This window comes from Paenibacillus sp. J5C2022, from assembly GCF_025567625.1.
In the GTDB taxonomy this organism is placed as follows: domain Bacteria; phylum Bacillota; class Bacilli; order Paenibacillales; family Paenibacillaceae; genus Pristimantibacillus.
In genome coordinates this window covers 12,709-29,677 of the sequence record NZ_JAOQJC010000050.1, presented here as the reverse complement: position 1 = coordinate 29,677, position 16,969 = coordinate 12,709, and the positions used below count along the sequence as shown (strand labels likewise).

Sequence of the window (16,969 nt, the reverse complement as noted above, 5' to 3'; positions counted from 1 at the left end):
AGCGATAGAGGCTGGGATTAGGTGGAATGATGGGGAGATGGCGGTTCTATGTAACCAAAATGAGCGATAGCGCTCGAAAATCGAGCGAACACCGTGGCTATGTGAGCAAAATGAGCGATAGAGGCTGGGATTAGGTGGAATGATGGGGAGATGGCGGGTCTATGTAACCAAAATGAGCGATAGCGCTCAAAAATCGAGCGATCTCCGTGGCTATGTGAGCAAAATGAGCGATAGAGACTGGGATTAGGTGGAATGATGGGGAGATGGCGGTTCTATGTAACCAAAATGAGCGATAGCGCTCGAAAATCGAGCGAACACCGTGGCTATGTGAGCAAAATGAGCGATAGGGGCAGGGATTAGGTGGAATGATGGGGAGATGGCGGTTCTATGTAACCAAAATGAGCTTATAGCGCTCAAAAATCGAGCGATCTCCGTGGCTATGTGAGCAAAATGAGCGATAGAGGCTGGGATTAGGTGGAATGATGGGGAGATGGCGGGTCTATGTAACCAAAATGAGCTTATAGCGCTCAAAAATCGAGGGATCACCATGGCTATGTGAGCAAAATGAGTGATAGAGGCTGGGATTAGGTGGAATGATGGGGAGATGGCGGGGCGGCGGAATGGTGGGGGATTGGCAATGAGCGATAGCGCCAGTCAGAGTCCCCCACCATTGTTATGTGCGCATTATGTGTGCTAGTGCTCATGATGCGCTTCTGTACTACTACTTACTACGCTGGCGAATGTGTGCCAGCGGCGGCTGAGGTGCCAGCGCATCGTCCACCGCCGACCGCAGTCGACAGCCGCCGATCCGATAGGCTAACGCTACGGCCTGTCGTCGCCTATCTCATTCTGGCTTCCGTCAGTTTGAACTGGTTGACCATCCCTTGCAGCAGCATCGTGATCGCTTCAACGTTCTGTGACATTTGCTGTACATTGCCCATCTCGTCGAACAGCTCCGATACCCGCCGTTCCACAACTGCCGATACCTTTCCGTTCTCGCTGCTGACTTGCGCGATGCTATCGAGCAGTCGCACCACCTCATCCACAACCTCCGACCTTCGGCTGTCATTGCCGCCTGCTTCGTTCAACGTGCTGATGGCTGCGGCTACCAGCCGATTCCCTTCCTCGACGACGTTCGCCCCTTCTTCCATGGAAGCGAAAGCCCTCGTCGCTTCTGTCGAGATGGTCTGTGTCACCGCATGAACCTCTTCGGTTGATTGTCTGGTCATGGCGGCCAGCTTGCGAATCTCATTGGCGACGACGGCAAAGCCCTTGCCTTGTTCACCGACTCGGGCAGCTTCGATGGAAGCGTTAAGCGCAAGCAGATGGGTCTGTGCCGATATTTGCTCGATAACCTGCAAAATGCTTCGAATGTCATCAACCGTGCTCATAAATGCCCGGATCGTCGCATGCGTCTCGTCGACCTTGACGGAAATATGCTGCATCTTAACGCCTATACGGTCGACCTCCTGCTGAGCCAGTGCGATCTGCCCGGAGGCTTGCTGCTCCAGATGAAGCAGCGTATCCCGCATCGTATCTGCCGATGCCTTTGCCATGTCGATATCCGACAGTTGCCGCCGTATGCTGTCCATCATCAGAGTGACATGGCCGCTTACCTTGCCTGTTGATTCGGCGGTGACGGATGCAGATTCATGCATCGCCTGCCCGCTGGTTGCCACATCCTGAGCCGCCGTCCTCACTTGAAGCATGATGCCTTCCAGGGAGTCTATCATGTTGTTCAGCCACTTGGCCATATCTTTCAGCTCATCTTCTTCGTAATCCTGCAAGGTCAGACGCATCGTCAGATCGCCGTTCCCTTCGGCATTCATCCGAATAAATCTTGTAATCGTACGCATATGGCTGACGACACGCTTATTCTCTCCGTGGCTAATCCATCCGAATAGGATGCCGGCAAGCAGCAAGTCCGAGAAGCCTGCGACCATTCCGGTTAGCAGTGAAGAGGCGTACATGGACAGAAAGCCGGTAAGCAGCCCTATGATGACGCTGGATACGATTGCATATAGAATATGCAGCCTGCGCTGCCGCCATCCAATGCTGCGTACTCGGTACACTTCCTCCAGATCGCCTTCGCACATCATGCCCCACTTGTCTGGGCAGTGCGGCAGCTGGAAGGTGACGCCTTTCCCGATGACGGGAATATGTCGGTAATCGGAATAACCGGGAAAGGCGACGAACAGATTGCTCCCGTTCCGAATGGTATTCGCTACGCCGGGATGCAGTTCTCCTGTAGCGGGATCGTTGAATTGCAGTTCAAGCTCCGTATGCTCTTGGACGGACACTGTGCCCCACTGCGTAGTCACGCCGTCCTTCAGGTTCTCCCCATGCGTGAAGGTGCGGTCTTCGAAGCGGCTTCTGGATAGAGCAGTGCCCGGCATGATATGGCGTTGAAGGACGGGTTCCGCCATGAACAGATAGTTGTCGCCGGAGTCGGGATAGATATGGCCGGATTCGCGCTGAATCAAGTCTCCGATGACATCGTTGGGCACTCGTCCGCACAAGGTGCCGATCGCTCGGCCCTCTATCGCGACGGGCAGCAGGAAGAGCAGGGTGACAGCATCGTGGAAGGAGGAGGAACGCGCTCCTAGCTCATTGGTTAAAGGATCGCGATAAGGGCCGAGCAGGCACTGCTTTGCCGCTCCCGGCTTCGCATAGCAGTATGTCAATGCTGCTTGCAGCGGATTGTCCGCCCCGTATGCCTTGCCGATATGCTTGCGGCAAGTAGAAGCCGCAACGGTATGGCTGTTGTCCAGCAAGAACAGCTCTGTTATATCCTCAGCGCGGGCATACGTTAGGTGAAGCAGTCGCTCTATCTGGCTGAGCGGCAAGGAAGTCTGCTCCGTCAATCGAACATCCAGGGCCGCATTTTGCAATTGCAGGGAAAGCCGTTCCATCACTCGCCATTGATCCGCAGCCCAGTTTATCAGCAGTGCCTTGCGATTTTCGGCGAAACCTTCGAAGATGGCTTCAACGTCTTTTTTGATGTCCTTGTTCAGTTGCCAAGAGATCCAGAGCGGCAATCCGGTTTTTGCTCCTAACCAATCAAACATAGGCCTCTCCTCCCACACGTTATTGATTATGTCTTTACATGTTAGTTATATTAACATATATGGAGAGTGTTTGTGTATGATTAATTTTATACCGGAATTCTCGTAATAAATGTCATGAAAAATGACGCAATTGAGGAATTCCTTTTTTGAAGCTAATTACATTAACACTATTGCTATTTGAATGTTTAGAACGTTCGTTCTATAATGGAGTCGACTTCTTGGACTTGAGATCATGTACTTTGCTTCCGAATGAAATGAGAACCTCGTTGTGGCTACTTAAAAGCAGTATTGGAAATTCTACAAAAAAATGCTTTGAATCGGAGGGTTATTACATTGAGAAGTGAACAAGAAATGATGAGTCTCCTTATCGACTTTGCTGAAAATGACGATAGAATTCGAGTGGTCACTTTGGAAGGGTCGCGTACAAACAAAAATATTCGCCCTGATCCTTTCCAAGATTATGATATATCTTACTTTGTAACAGATATTGATTCCTTCAAGGAGAACGATCGATGGCTGCGAGTTTTTGGAAATCGCATTATGATGCAAAAACCAGAGAATATGGAATTGTTCCCTCCAGAATTAGGGAATTGGTTCTCGTATTTAATGCTTTTTGAGGATGGGATTAAAGTAGATCTGACCCTTATTCCTATTGATGAATTGGATGATTATTTTACCAATAGCGACGGTTTGGTTAAGGTGTTGCTCGATAAGGATGCTCGGATCAAAAATGAAGTGATCGCAACTGATCGTCAATATTGGATTAAAAAGCCAACGGCAAGAGAATTTGATGATAGTTGTAATGAGTTCTGGATGGTTTCCACTTACGTCGTAAAAGGCTTGGCGAGAAAAGAAATACTTTTCGCTATTGACCATTTAAACGAAATTGCAAGACCGAATTTATTAAGAATGATGGCTTGGAAAATCGGATCAGAGCGAGGGTACACCTTTAGTATAGGAAAGAACTATAAGTTTATAAATCAATACCTTCCAATTGAAGATTGGGAAAATCTCCTTTCGACCTATGCAGCGAATGGGTATCAGGAGATGTGGCAGTCTTTATTCACTTGTTATGAGTTGTTTAGAAAATACTCAAAGGCAGTAGCTGCAAGTCTCGAATACAAGTATCCGGAGTACGATAAAGATATTACTGAATATACGGAAAATATGAATGCTTCATTGCCGTAAACGATGTAATTGACCGCCTTGAGGGCGGTTTTCTTTTGGAACAACAATCTGCAGTTTGTGCTCGGTGCGAGGAATGTGAGAAAATACGATCAGAAGCATTGAAAATTGGAAGAAGAAGCTGATAGATGATGTGGAGGGCGGAAGATGAACGGTGTATCTTCAGTTATTCGGGATCATATTCAACTGCCGCAGAGCTTTCCGATCACCATTACGCAGACGGTCGGAGTGAGCCCTGCATTTCAAAGGCTGCATTGGCACAATACGCTGGAAATCAACTACATTCACCGAGGCAAAGGGTACTATCTGATTAACGGCAATCGGTATGAGTTCGAGGAAGGCGACATTCTGTTCATTAATTCCAACGACCTGCACCGGGCTTTCGAGACGGAGGAAGTGATTTTCGGCATTATTATGTTCGATCCCGCTTACTTGGCGCTGGAGCAGCGCTATGATGCGGAGCTTCTGAATCCTTTCCGCGAGGTTGGACAGAGGTTCGATAATCTGCTCGACCGCGATCGGAAGGAGATTGCCCGGCTTCGGGCGATCATTACGGACATGGACGAGGAATACAGAAGCAAGGAGCCGCATTATGAGGTTATCGTCAGAGCGCAGCTGCTGAGGCTGCTGGGATTGGTCAATCGGTACTTCGACAAGGGCGCGGCCGAGAAGCGGCTGAAGACAAGAGGGATGGAAGCGATACGCTGCGTGCTGCATGAAGTGGAGAAGCGGATGGAGCATCCCTGGACGCTGAAGGAGCTTGCCGATCTGGCTCATCTTAGTCCGTCCCGATTCAGCGCGTTGTTCACCAAGCTTGTCGGGACTTCGCCGCTCAATTATCTGATACAGCTCCGTCTGTCCTATGCCGTGGAACTGCTGGAGACGACGGATGATAAAATTATCGACATCGCAGCGTCCTGTGGATTCCGCAATTTGTCCAACTTCAACCGCCTGTTCAAGCAGCATATCGGTAGGATGCCGTCGGATGTGCGGGAGAAATAGTAAGATAGTATTACAACATCGTGCATTTCCATTAGATGCAGGATGTTTTTTTGTATATTCTAAATGTAAGAAATTGATAACGGAGGGGTGTGAGTGAGGTGTTGTTTCTCGGTATAGATGCCGGCGGTACGAAAACCCATGCACTGCTGGTGAATGAGAAGGGACAGGTGCTGGGCCAAGGCCACAGCGGGAACGGCAACCATCAGACGGCTGGCGAAGAAGCGGCGCGCACGCATATTGAACAAGCTTGCCAGTCGGCACTGAGGAGCGCCGGGGCGACGAAGGAAGGGGTCGACTTCGCTTGCTTCGGTCTGGCCGGCGCGGATCGGGAGCCGGATTATGCCATATTGCGACCTATGATCGGTTCGCTTCGTTATGAGCGTCATGCCATCGCATGCGATACGATGATCGCGATGAGGGCGGGCACCCATCAATCTCACGGAGCCGTAATCATAAGCGGTACAGGCTTCAACTCGGCCGCACGCAACAGGGCAGGGCAAGAGCTGCAGTACGGCGGCTTCGGCTTCTTGTACGGGGACGGGCAAGGGTCGGGATCGGACCTGGCGGTACACGCCTTCCGCAGCGCGATCCGCAGCTGGGACGGAAGAGGGGAGCCGACCCGCCTTATGGAGCTTGTGCCTGAGTATATGGGATATGCTACTGTTCAGGCCATGTATGACGATGTGCTGGATCATAACAAGCGACCGCCTATGGCGCTGGCGAAGCTGGTGTTCCAGGCGGCAGCGGAAGGCGATGTGGTATCGATCGGCATATTGACGGAAGCGGGACGCGAGCATGGCAACGCCGTCAATGCGCTCATTAAGCGGCTGGGCATGGAAGACGACAGCTTCGATGTCGTGCTGGGAGGAAGCGTGTTGTCGCGCGGAAGCTCGCCGCATATGGTGGATGCGATCAGTCGCGAAGTGTCGGCGACAGCTCCCCATACAAGGATTGTACAGCTGACGGTCGATCCTGTAATAGGAGCGGTCATGAGTGCGATGGATTGCGCAGGCATCTCAATTGCAGACGAGACGGACGCAGCTTTGCGGACGATAACATTTTAAGGGAGGCTATTGAACGATCATGAGCGAGAAAAGAGCACTGAAAGTAGCAGTCATTGGCGGAGGATCTTCTTATACACCGGAAATTGTTGAGGGCTTCATCAATCGTTATCCCGATATGCCGATAAGAGAGCTGTGGCTGGTCGATATCGAACAGGGGGGTCATAAGCTGGAAATCGTCGGCGAGCTGGCGAAGCGCATGGTGGAAAAGGCAGGGCTGCCTATCGATGTCAGATTGACGCTGGATCGTCGGGAAGCGATTAAGGATGCGGACTTCGTGACGACGCAGATTCGCGTTGGCCTGCTGGAGGCGCGCCGCCGCGACGAGCATATTCCGATCTCGCACGATGTCATCGGCCAGGAGACGACGGGACCGGGCGGCATGATGAAGGCGCTGCGTACTGTGCCTGTCATTCTGGATATCTGCAAGGATATCGAGGAGCTTGCGCCGGACGCATGGCTATTCAACTTCACCAACCCTGCGGGGATTGTGACGGAGGCCGTTCATAAGCACAGCAAGGTGAAATCGGTCGGACTGTGCAATTCCCCGATTAACTTCGTGAAGTTCTTGGCGAAGGAATACGGAGTGACGGAGCGCGAGACGCTTCCGGAATTCGTCGGCATCAATCACTTGCACTGGGTAACGGCGGCTTATGTGAACGGTGAAGACAAGCTGCCGGAGATGATTAATCAGGGTCGGGAGTACACAGCTTCCAATGTAACGGCATTGGATTGGGATGCGGACTTCTTAAGCTCGCTTGGCGCCATTCCGACCTATTACTTGCGTTACTTCTATATGAAGGACAAGATGCTGGCCGATATGAAGGAAGCGGTGGCGAAGAACGGGACGCGGGCGGAAGTGGTAAGTAGGGTGGAGAAGGAACTGTTCGAGCTGTATAAGGATGTGAATCTGCAAGAGAAGCCGAAGCAACTGGAGCAGCGCGGCGGCGCTTATTATTCCGAGGCGGCGGTCAATCTGATGTATTCCATCTATACGGACCGGCGCGATGTGCAGACGCTGAATGTGCGCAACGGACGAACGCTGGACTTCTTGCCGGAGGATGCCAGCATCGAGGTGAACTGTGTCGTGACGGGTCAAGGGCCGATCCCGATTCCGCCCCAGCGCGTGCCGGAAGGCATTACAGGGCTGATTCGCGCGGTGAAGGCGTACGAGTCGATGGCCATTGAAGCGGCGATAACCGGCGACAGAGGCATAGCGCTTCAGGCGATGGTGCATCATCCGCTCGTTCCAAGCGTATCCGTGGCGAAGACGCTATTGGAGGAGATGCTGATAGAGAACAAGAAGTACTTGCCTAATTTCTTTAAATAATTGGCGTTAGGCGTTCCTGTAGGGACGCCGGGAAGCCGGTCAGGCTCGCATGGCGAGGCTGCCGCTCAGTGATGAGTTGCAGCCTCCGTTATGCGGGCTTATTTGTTGTATGAGTGCCTTGCCCACCCGGAAGTCGCCGTCTATCGCTCAAATTGCTCACATAGCCACCGGAAATGAGGTGAAAAGTGTGCGCTATCGCTCAAAATGGTCACGTAGCCCCGCTGAAAGTAACTCGTCCCCTCATAAGTGGCTGTCTATCGCTCAAATTGCTCACATAGCCACCGGAATTGAGGTGAAAAGTGTGCGCTATCCGCTCAAAATGGTCACGTAGCCCCGCTGAAAGTAACTCGTCCCCTCATAAGTGGCTGTCTATCGCTCAAATTGCTCACATAGCCACCGGAAATGAGGTGAAAAGTGTGCGCTATCGCTCAAATTGCTCACATAGTCTCAGCTCAAATGGCTTTCCTGACAAAAGTGCCGATGAGATTCCATTACGGTAGTTAACGTACGCTTCATGCTATGATTGAAGTAAAATGACCGTAATTGCAGGGAAATCCATGCTTCAAAAATTGTACTCATGCATGGAATTGAAGTATTTTGCCCATTTCGAAGTATCCAACGGAGCCTGATCCCGCGATAATGAAACTATCAAGTTTACGAACATCAAGCGCTTGATGGTAACTTGCTATTCCTATTCCATTCGCCAATAAAAAAAGGGAGGAACGACAACGAATGAAGCAAGTGCAAAAGAAAAAAATGCTGAGTATATCGGTCGCATTGGTACTAGGCATGCAGCTGGTTCTCTCTGCTTGCAGCAGCGATAACGCTGGAAATCCCCCTTCGTCGAAGCAGCCGTCTACAAATAAAGATGCTGCGGTAAATTCAACAGAAGATCCAACGAAGGATTTCGCCAAGCTCACTTGGTACATTCGGAAGCCGGTGAACGATATGTCGGGACAAGCCGAGGTCGAGGCCGTAGCTAATGAAATCATCAAGAAGGAAATCAACGCCGAATTAAACTTCAAGTTCATCGACGCCGCAAGCTGGGAAGATAAGATGAGGTTAAGCTCGGCCGCGGGAGAAGAATATGATATCGCCTTGTCGTCGAATACAGCTCTCGGCAACCGTCTGGACTTGAATGTGCAGCGCGGAGCGGTGATGCCCCTGGACGATCTATTGGAGAAGTACGGACAGGATATTCTGAAGAAGGTTGATCCCAGAGCCTGGAAAGTCGTTACCTTCGACGGTCAGATCATGGGCATTCCTTCACAGCTTCCTTACTCCACGCCAAGGGCTTATGTGTTCAAGCGGGAGTTGGTCGAGAAATACAATTACGATTACAAATCCATGACGAACAAAACGCTGGATGAATTGGAGCCTTTCCTGGAGACGATTAAGCAGAACGAACCGGATATGATTCCATTGGCGGCAGGTCCTACGGGAGCTCCCGGCGCCTACAACTTCAATGCGATAGAGATTGCCAAAGGGATTGTATATAACGAGAAGACCGGGCAATTGACCCTGGATATCGATGTTCCGGAAACGCTGTCCATCTATCGAACATTGAATGATTTCTATAAGAAGGGCTATATTGCGAAGGATGCCGCGACGAGAACCGATACGCTTGCCGAATTAAAGTCCGGCAACTATGCGGTAATGGGAGATCCCGGCGGCTTCACCGAAGACGGCTCCAAGTCAACGGCCACCTATGGCTTCCCGACGTCTGAAGCGTTGTACGGTTATTCCCTGATCAGTACGCCTTCGATGAGCTCGGCGATGATGTATATAAGCAAAACATCGAAAAATCCTGAACGGGCCATGATGCTGTTGAATCTGGTATGGGCAGACCGAACATTATCCAATACGCTTGCATTCGGAGTGGAAGATAAGCACTATACCGTCGTATCAGGCAAAGGGACCGATGATATTTATGTCGAAGCCAAAAGCGGTGCGGAGCAGAAATATGCCGTATGGCATACGTGGTTAGGACCGTTATGGGATCAGTGGGATTCCAACTGGAACAGGACGGAAGCACTGGAAGTCATGCAGCGCAATAATGAAGTGGCGGAAACATCGAAGATTCTGGGCTTCATGTTTGACTCTGAACCTGTGAAGGCGGAAGTCGCGCAAGTAGCCGCTGTCGTAGCTGAGATGCAGCCTATTCTCTTTACAGGTACAGCCTCTGATTTCGATAAATACATCGAAGAATCAAAGAAGAAGCTGCTGAATGCAGGGGCAGACAAAGTGCTGGCCGAAGCTCAAAAGCAGTTGGATGCATGGAAAAACACAAACAAATAGATGATATGAAAAATATTTCCTATTTTATAGTAGGGAATATTTTTCGTATCGTCCAAAGGGGATGCGCAATGACGAAACTGGAAACGTACCTAAAAAGAAAAAAGTATCTTCTCAAAATTATGGCCTGGATCAGTATTGTTATTTTGCTGGTGGGGCTCATACTTGCAGGCGTGGTGTATCAAAATTCCAAAAGCATTCTATTAAAAAGCAAATATGAAGCCGATCAAAGAATTCTGAACCAAATGACCTACAATATTACCTTCATGGATGAAATGATCAGGAATATCACGAAGCATCTCTATTTGAGCAGCGATGTCGCCGCCATTATGTATGCGAAGGAAGAAAATATGGTGGATATCTCGGTGAAGTCGAACAAAATTATGAGTGTGTTTCGTTCCATCAATTCGTATATTCACTCTATTCATATCTACAACGCTTATCTGAAGCAAACTTATAATGTGGGGGGCCCTTTATTTCTTGATGATGAACAGCTAACCGATTGGATTGTCTCAAGCGAACCCGAATCGAAGCTCAAGCCCTTGTTCAGGGAAGAGAAGGGCGTATTTTCCTATTTGATGTACGAGACGGCCTATTCTACCGGGAAGCCTGACGGAGCGGTCATTGTCAATATCAGCACGGAATGGATTCTCGATCAAATTAAACAAATCAATATGGAGGAAAATTCCGAGACGGACCGTTTCTTCATCCTGGATCAAAACCACAGATTTATTCAGGAGGGGACCGTCGATAATGAAATTGGCGCATGGCTGAAACGGGAATACAACGACTACCTGGAGCATGCTTCCGCCAGTGAAGCGGTAATGAACACAGGTTATTTTGAGAGCGGTTTCAATGGAGTCGATTACATGATCACTCATACGTATATTGAACAAAGCGGATTGACCTTATTAAAGCTGCAGCCATTATCGGATACCTTTCAATACTTAAACCGCTTAAGGAGCAGTGTCATGCTGGTAACAGGATTGATTCTCCTGTCGTCGCTGCTTCTGGCGCTGCTCGTCTCCAGAACGATATACAAACCAATTAGAAGCTTGGTCAAAACGGTTGATACGTATAAACATCCGGCAGCTTCCGATGACGGCTTTCAAGATGAAGTTTCCTATCTGAAGGACGTCTACAAAAGGTCGATGGAAAAGCTGAATATTTATGATGATGAGAGACTTCAGGTGAGCAACGTGATGAAAGAGTATTGGCTGAACCGGCTGGTCACGGAAAAACTGTCATTCAGCCAGCAGGACCTGCAGGACATATGTTCAAAGGCCAATCTATCCTTGCAAGGGGATCAGCATTATGCGGTCTGCGTTATCCGATTAGACAAGTTCCATTCCTTGCTGCAAAGAAACAGCCTGAAGGTTATGGAGATACTTAGATTCGGGATCATGAACATCTGCTCTGAAATAATCTCCGGCAAGTATGCCCACGATGTCCTGGATATGAAGAACGATCATGTGGTGTTCCTTCTAGGAGTGCCCAAGACAGATGACAACTACGTCCATGCGGTCTCGGAATTGATTTCCGAAGCGCAGGATATTATCGAAGAGTACTATAAAATCACCTTTTCGGCGGCGATCAGTCCATTAACGGATAGTTTGAATGAGCTCTCCTCGCGCTACAGAATCGCGCTTGAATATATGGTGTACAGCTTTATCTATGGCTACTCTTCCATTCTGACCGAGGAGCGAATCCGGGGCAATGTCACAAGTGAAAGCGTTGACTTTTCCAAAGAACTGGCCAGCGAGCTGGTCTCCAATCTAAAGTCCGGACAAGAGACGGAAGGCACGATACGGCAAATTTTCGAGGAAATCAGTCAGCTTCAATATTTCAACGCGATGATTGCAATTATTAAGCTATGGCGCATTGTGAAGGAGCATATGACGAACAGTTCCATCGATATCGATCAACTGTCATGGATAGAGGCGACGGCGGTTCATGGCCATATGTCGGATCAAGTATTGAGTGAAATACAGGATCATCTTCTGGAGACTGTCTCGAAATCCCGAAAGCAGGCGTCCGGAAGCGCGGACATCAAGCAGATGTACGTCGTAGACGCTGTTAAAGATTATGTGGAGCGGAACTATAAGGACTCTTCGTTGTGCTTATCGCAGGTCGCATCATTATTGAAAATCTCATCCAGACAATTAAGCAAACTGTTCAGAGAGTCGGTCCATATGTCTGTATCCGACTATATCAATGAAGTCAGGCTGTTGAAAGCCGCCGAGCTGTTGTCCGGGGAAGATATGAATGTGTATGAGGTCATCGAGCAGGTGGGGATAGAGAATAAAAACTATTTCTTCTCTCTGTTCAAGAAGCGTTTCGGGACCACGCCGAAGGAGTATGCGCTGCAAAAACAGCTTAAGGCGTTCAGAAGCGAATAAACGGATAGCCAAAAATGAACTAGCGGCAGCCAATCGGATAAAGGTGCAGCAAATTAGATGATATTACCGTTTTTAAAATTTACTTCTCGGGGGGAAATGCCTCATATTCAGGGTACTACGAAGAAAAAGGAGATGAGGAGCGGGTGTTGCGCGACTTCAGAAAGAACTTCAGTCTTACCTTCCTTGCTTTGCCTGGTATCCTGTTATTTTTTGTGTTTAATTATGTGCCGCTCTATGGTCTGTTGCTCCCATTCAAGCAGTACAGATTCGATCTTGGATTGCTGGGCAGTCCGTGGGCGGGATGGGACAACTTCCAATTTCTTTTCCGGGGAGATGCGGTGCTAAGAGTAACACTGAACACCATTTTGTACAATACGGCATTCATCATCATCGGGACAGTTGTCGCTTTATGCTTTGCGTTCATGCTTTTTGAGCTTAGCAACAAGTTTGTGAAGGCCTACCAGACCGTGTTGTTTATCCCTTACTTTATTTCATGGGTTGTAGCGGGATACGCCTTCCGCGCATTGCTGGACATGGAGTATGGCATATTTAACCGTTTCCTCGATGTGCTCGGCATGGAGCCGATTATGTGGTACAACGAGCCTCAGCATTGGCCGGTTATATTAATCATTGCTTCGGTATGGAAGGGAATCGGATATGGCACCGTCATTTATTATGCCGCTCTGATGGGCATCGATTCCGAATTGTTCGAGGCTGCCAGAATCGACGGCGCCAGCAGGATCAGGCAAGTGATATCCATCTCGCTGCCAAGCATCCAGCCTATCATTATTCTTATCGTCATTTTGGAGATCGGCAAAATATTTTACAGTGACTTCGGTCTGTTCTACAATGTAACGCTTAATTCAACGCTTCTCTATTCGACGACAGACGTCATCGATACGTTCGTCTACAGGTCGCTTATTGATCTGGGGGATTTGGGCATGGCATCCGCCGCAGGGTTCTATCAGTCAGTTTGCGGATTCATTCTGGTCTTGCTGGCGAATTTCGTGGTCCGAATGATCAATAAAGAAAACTCTATATTTTGAGGTGATCCCCAATGATAAGAACGCTATCTTACTCAAGAGCTCTCATTCACTTGATCATTGGAGTGACATGTATCGTATGCATATACCCGTTCCTGGTCGTGCTCGGGACGTCCTTCCAATCTCAAAGTGACATTATATTACGCGGTTATTCCATTATTCCGAAGAACTTCGATTTTACAGCCTATAAGATGATTCTTCGAAGTCCGGACATTCTGTTGAATTCTTACATGATTACGATCATAACGAGCTTGGCGGGGGCTTGCGCCGGGTTATGGGTCATTACAACCTATGCTTATGTCATTTCGCGCAAAAGCTACAAATACCGGACGCACTTGTCGTTCTATGCGTTTTTCACGATGCTGTTCAACGGAGGCATTGTCCCTACGTATATTTTGATGGTGAACTGGCTGGATTTGAAAAACAGTATTTTGGCGCTTATCCTGCCTTATCTGATTAACGGATGGTATGTCATTCTCATGAAAGGCTTCTTGCAATCGATACCGGAAGCGCTAATTGAATCCGCCAAAATTGACGGAGCGGGAGAGTTGTATATTTTCGTGAAAATCGTGCTTCCGATCTCCAAACCGCCATTGGCTTCGATTGGGTTGTTTCTGTTGCTGCAGTATTGGAACGACTGGTGGCTGACATTGCTCTACATTGATACTGACCAATTGATCAAGCTGCAATATTTGCTCATTCGTGTCATGAAATCCATGGAGTTTCTGAACACGCCGGAGGCCTTGCAGTTCGGCCTTGTGAAAGAGGGGATGGAGGTGCCGACACTCGCGGCCCGTATGGCCATGTGCGTTCTTGCTGCCGGCCCTATGCTGCTGGTATTTCCTTTCTTCCAAAGATATTTCGTCAAGGGCTTGACTGTTGGCTCCGTAAAAGGCTGACCGAATAATAAGGCATACAAATAGGGGGATTGAGCATGAAGACAGGGATGATTCCTGATGAATTGCGTGTGGAGTATATGCAGCACCCGCTTGGGATCGACAAGCAGGCTCCAAGATTTTCGTGGAAAGCAAAAGCGGTTAGGAGAGGCATGCTGCAAACCGCTTATCAAATCATGGTCTCCGGCAGTGAAGAAGAGCTGTTGCGCGGCAGTGCGGATATGTGGGATTCCGGTATCGTAAAGAGCAGTCAGTCGGTAAATATGGCTTACAGCGGCCTACCGCTGGTAAGTGACCGTCCCTATTACTGGAAGGTGCGGATCTGGGATGAGACGGGCACAGCAAGTTCATTCAGCCTGGTGCAAACCTTCGAGACGGGGCTTATGCATGCGGAGGATTGGGTCGCCCAATGGCTGCGGTCTCCAGGGGGATTGCTCGCCGACGCAGCCCCCATGTTCCGCAAGGTGTTCCGAGTGGACAAGCCAGTCAAGCGTGCACGTGCTTACATTGCCGCCGTCGGCTACTATGAGTTGTCCGTTAACGGGAGAAAGGTCGGAGACTATGTGCTTGATCCCGGCTTCACAGACGTGAGAAAGCGGGTTCTCTATTCGACCTATGATGTGGACGGTTATTTGCGGCAAGGCGACAATGCCATTGGGATTGTTCTTGGCTTCGGTTGGCACCAAGTGCCCGAGCGGCCTCAAGTATTGCTGCAGCTTCATCTGGAATATGAAGACGGCACGGCAGAGAAGGTGACAACCGATCGGACATCGGGCTGGAGAGTATGCATTACCGGACCGCTCCTCAAGAACAGCATCTACAACGGGGAAGTGTACGATGCCCGCAGAGAAATCGACGGATGGAACCTCCCGGATTATGACGCTGCCGAGCAGGAGTGGCGGGAGCCGATACTGATCGAGCCGCCTGAAGGCAAGCTAGTATCCCAACTGATGGAACCCATAAAAGCGGTGGACGATATCCGCCCCATAAGCATCTCGAATCCCGAACAAGGGGTGCGTGTATACGACTTGGGACAAAACATCGCCGGTTGGGCCAGGCTGAAGGTGCGAGGCGCGGCGGGAACGACGATCACGCTCAAGTTCGCGGAGAATGTCCATTCGGACGGGACGATTAACCGCATTAATCTGTACGATGTGAAGGCCGAGGATATTTATATTTTGAAGGGTGAAGGCACTGAAGAGTACGAGCCAAGGTTTACTTATCATGGATTCCAATACATTCAGGTGGAAGGCGATCTGGAGGCCGTATCCGAGGTGGACATCATCGGCAGAGTCGTCCGCTCATCTGTCGAGCAGACCGGTTACTTCCGCTGCGGCAATGAGCTGTTGAACCGCATCCAACAGAATGTGTTATGGACGGAAATGGGCAATATGCACGGCATTCCGACGGATTGTCCTCAGCGCAACGAGCGGATGGGCTGGCTGAACGATGTAACGGTAAGGTCGGAAGAAGCGGTTTACAACTTCGATATGTCGCGATTTTATGCGAAGTGGATAGACGATATTGCCGATACGCAAGGCGTGCTGGGCTCCATTACGGATACTGCGCCGTTCAAGATTGCCGGTAATCGTCCTGCCGATCCTATATCCAGCAGTTATCTCATTGTCCCATGGCTGCTGTATCTGCACTACGGCGATCTGGAGATCATTGAGCGGCACTATGACGGCATGAAGAAATGGGTGGATTATCTCACGGCCCAAAGTACGGATTACTGCATCGAGTACAGCTATTGGGGAGACTGGTGTCCGCCTTCGTCCGCCAAGACGCCGCGTACACCCGGCGATCTGATGTCTACCGGCTATTATTATTTCAATGCAATGCTCATCGGCAAGTTCGCAAGACTGCTGTATAAGCAGGAAGACGCGCAAGCTTACGAGCAGCTTGCAAGCCATATCGGGAAGGCATTCAACGCCAGGCATCTCGACAGGGAGGCCGGCATATACAGACCCGGCAATCAGTCTGCGAACGTATTCCCTATGTATCTTGATCTTGTACCGGACGCCCATACGGACTCCGTCCTTCAGCAAATTGTTCAAGACGTAATCGAGCGGCATGATTATCATCTGACGACCGGAACGATGTGCACCAAGTATATTATGGAGGTTCTCTCAGAGCATGGCTATCATGATGTGGCTGCCGGCCTGGCCATGCAGACGACATCCCCCAGCTGGGGGTATATGGTGGAGAATGGAGCCACTACGATCTGGGAGCGGATGGACTCCGTAAGCGATGATGACTTATGGTCTCGCAATCATCCCATGTTCGGAAGCATCAGCTCATGGTTCTACAAGTACTTGGGGGGCATTCAAGTCGATGAGGAAGGTCCGGGATACGAACGGTTCATTATCAAGCCCTATGTGCTGGATGCTCTGCGCTTCGTGGAGTGCGGCGTGAAGACCGTGAGGGGACCGGTAGCTTGCAGGTGGGAGACCGCGCCGGCAACATTTAAGCTGGAGGTCACGATTCCCTGGAACAGTACATGCAGCATCATGATTCCCATGCATACGGGAGCGCTGGCCGCTGCGACGATTCTGGAAGGCGATCAAGTCATTTGGAAGAACAATGAGACGGTCGCAAGCAGAGAGGGCATTATTGAGCTTCGCAGAGTCGATGATCATGTCGTTGTGACTGTGCAGTCCGGCTCGTATTGCTTCACTGCACAAGCTTGA

Annotated in this window: 10 protein-coding genes; 9 read left to right on the top strand and 1 reads right to left on the bottom strand. The window is 49.9% G+C overall.

Annotation, left to right across the window (positions count from 1 at the left end; genetic code table 11):
* Positions 1-839: 839 nt before the first annotated feature.
* Positions 840-3,068, bottom strand: coding sequence for a methyl-accepting chemotaxis protein (locus tag M6D81_RS27515; RefSeq protein WP_262680398.1), 2,229 nt, complete (start codon positions 3,066-3,068; stop codon positions 840-842).
* 333 nt (positions 3,069-3,401) lie between these two features.
* Between M6D81_RS27515 and ant(6) the strand changes: the two genes are divergently transcribed.
* The 9 genes from ant(6) to M6D81_RS27470 all read left to right on the top strand — a co-directional run bounded on the left by ant(6) (position 3,402) and on the right by M6D81_RS27470 (position 16,969).
* The gene (ant(6), locus tag M6D81_RS27510; RefSeq protein WP_262680396.1) at positions 3,402-4,256 is read left to right on the top strand and encodes an aminoglycoside 6-adenylyltransferase; all 855 of its coding nucleotides are present in this window, start codon (positions 3,402-3,404) and stop codon (positions 4,254-4,256) included.
* A 144-nt stretch (positions 4,257-4,400) separates the two neighbouring features.
* A complete protein-coding gene (locus tag M6D81_RS27505; RefSeq protein WP_262680395.1) occupies positions 4,401-5,255 on the top strand; it encodes an AraC family transcriptional regulator in 855 nt (284 codons plus the stop codon).
* Between the two features lie 89 nt (positions 5,256-5,344).
* On the top strand, positions 5,345-6,319 hold the full coding sequence (locus M6D81_RS27500; protein ID WP_262680394.1) for an N-acetylglucosamine kinase: 975 nt from the start codon (positions 5,345-5,347) through the stop codon (positions 6,317-6,319).
* A 19-nt stretch (positions 6,320-6,338) separates the two neighbouring features.
* Entirely contained in the window at positions 6,339-7,646 is a 1,308-nt protein-coding gene (locus tag M6D81_RS27495; RefSeq protein WP_262680393.1) for a 6-phospho-beta-glucosidase, read from the top strand.
* Positions 7,647-8,378: 732 nt separating this feature from the next.
* Positions 8,379-9,944 carry a DUF3502 domain-containing protein gene (locus tag M6D81_RS27490; protein ID WP_262680391.1) on the top strand — a complete coding sequence of 522 codons (1,566 nt, stop codon included), beginning with the start codon at positions 8,379-8,381 and terminating at the stop codon, positions 9,942-9,944.
* A 68-nt stretch (positions 9,945-10,012) separates the two neighbouring features.
* The gene (locus M6D81_RS27485; protein WP_262680390.1) at positions 10,013-12,340 is read left to right on the top strand and encodes an AraC family transcriptional regulator; all 2,328 of its coding nucleotides are present in this window, start codon (positions 10,013-10,015) and stop codon (positions 12,338-12,340) included.
* Between the two features lie 146 nt (positions 12,341-12,486).
* Entirely contained in the window at positions 12,487-13,386 is a 900-nt protein-coding gene (locus M6D81_RS27480) for an ABC transporter permease (protein ID WP_410795803.1), read from the top strand.
* An 11-nt stretch (positions 13,387-13,397) separates the two neighbouring features.
* On the top strand, positions 13,398-14,282 hold the full coding sequence (locus tag M6D81_RS27475) for a carbohydrate ABC transporter permease (RefSeq protein ID WP_262680387.1): 885 nt from the start codon (positions 13,398-13,400) through the stop codon (positions 14,280-14,282).
* Positions 14,283-14,317: 35 nt separating this feature from the next.
* Entirely contained in the window at positions 14,318-16,969 is a 2,652-nt protein-coding gene (locus M6D81_RS27470) for an alpha-L-rhamnosidase (RefSeq protein ID WP_262680386.1), read from the top strand.

What these genes read in the sequence shown, in the direction of transcription:
- M6D81_RS27475 (WP_262680387.1), top strand. Translation starts at nt 13,398, where the DNA reads ATGATAAGAACGCTATCTTACTCAAGAGCTCTCATTCACTTGATCATT.
- M6D81_RS27485 (WP_262680390.1), top strand. Translation starts at nt 10,013, where the DNA reads ATGACGAAACTGGAAACGTACCTAAAAAGAAAAAAGTATCTTCTCAAA.
- M6D81_RS27515 (WP_262680398.1), bottom strand. Translation starts at nt 3,068, where the DNA reads ATGTTTGATTGGTTAGGAGCAAAAACCGGATTGCCGCTCTGGATCTCT.
- M6D81_RS27495 (WP_262680393.1), top strand. Translation starts at nt 6,339, where the DNA reads ATGAGCGAGAAAAGAGCACTGAAAGTAGCAGTCATTGGCGGAGGATCT.
- M6D81_RS27490 (WP_262680391.1), top strand. Translation starts at nt 8,379, where the DNA reads ATGAAGCAAGTGCAAAAGAAAAAAATGCTGAGTATATCGGTCGCATTG.
- M6D81_RS27470 (WP_262680386.1), top strand. Translation starts at nt 14,318, where the DNA reads ATGAAGACAGGGATGATTCCTGATGAATTGCGTGTGGAGTATATGCAG.
- M6D81_RS27505 (WP_262680395.1), top strand. Translation starts at nt 4,401, where the DNA reads ATGAACGGTGTATCTTCAGTTATTCGGGATCATATTCAACTGCCGCAG.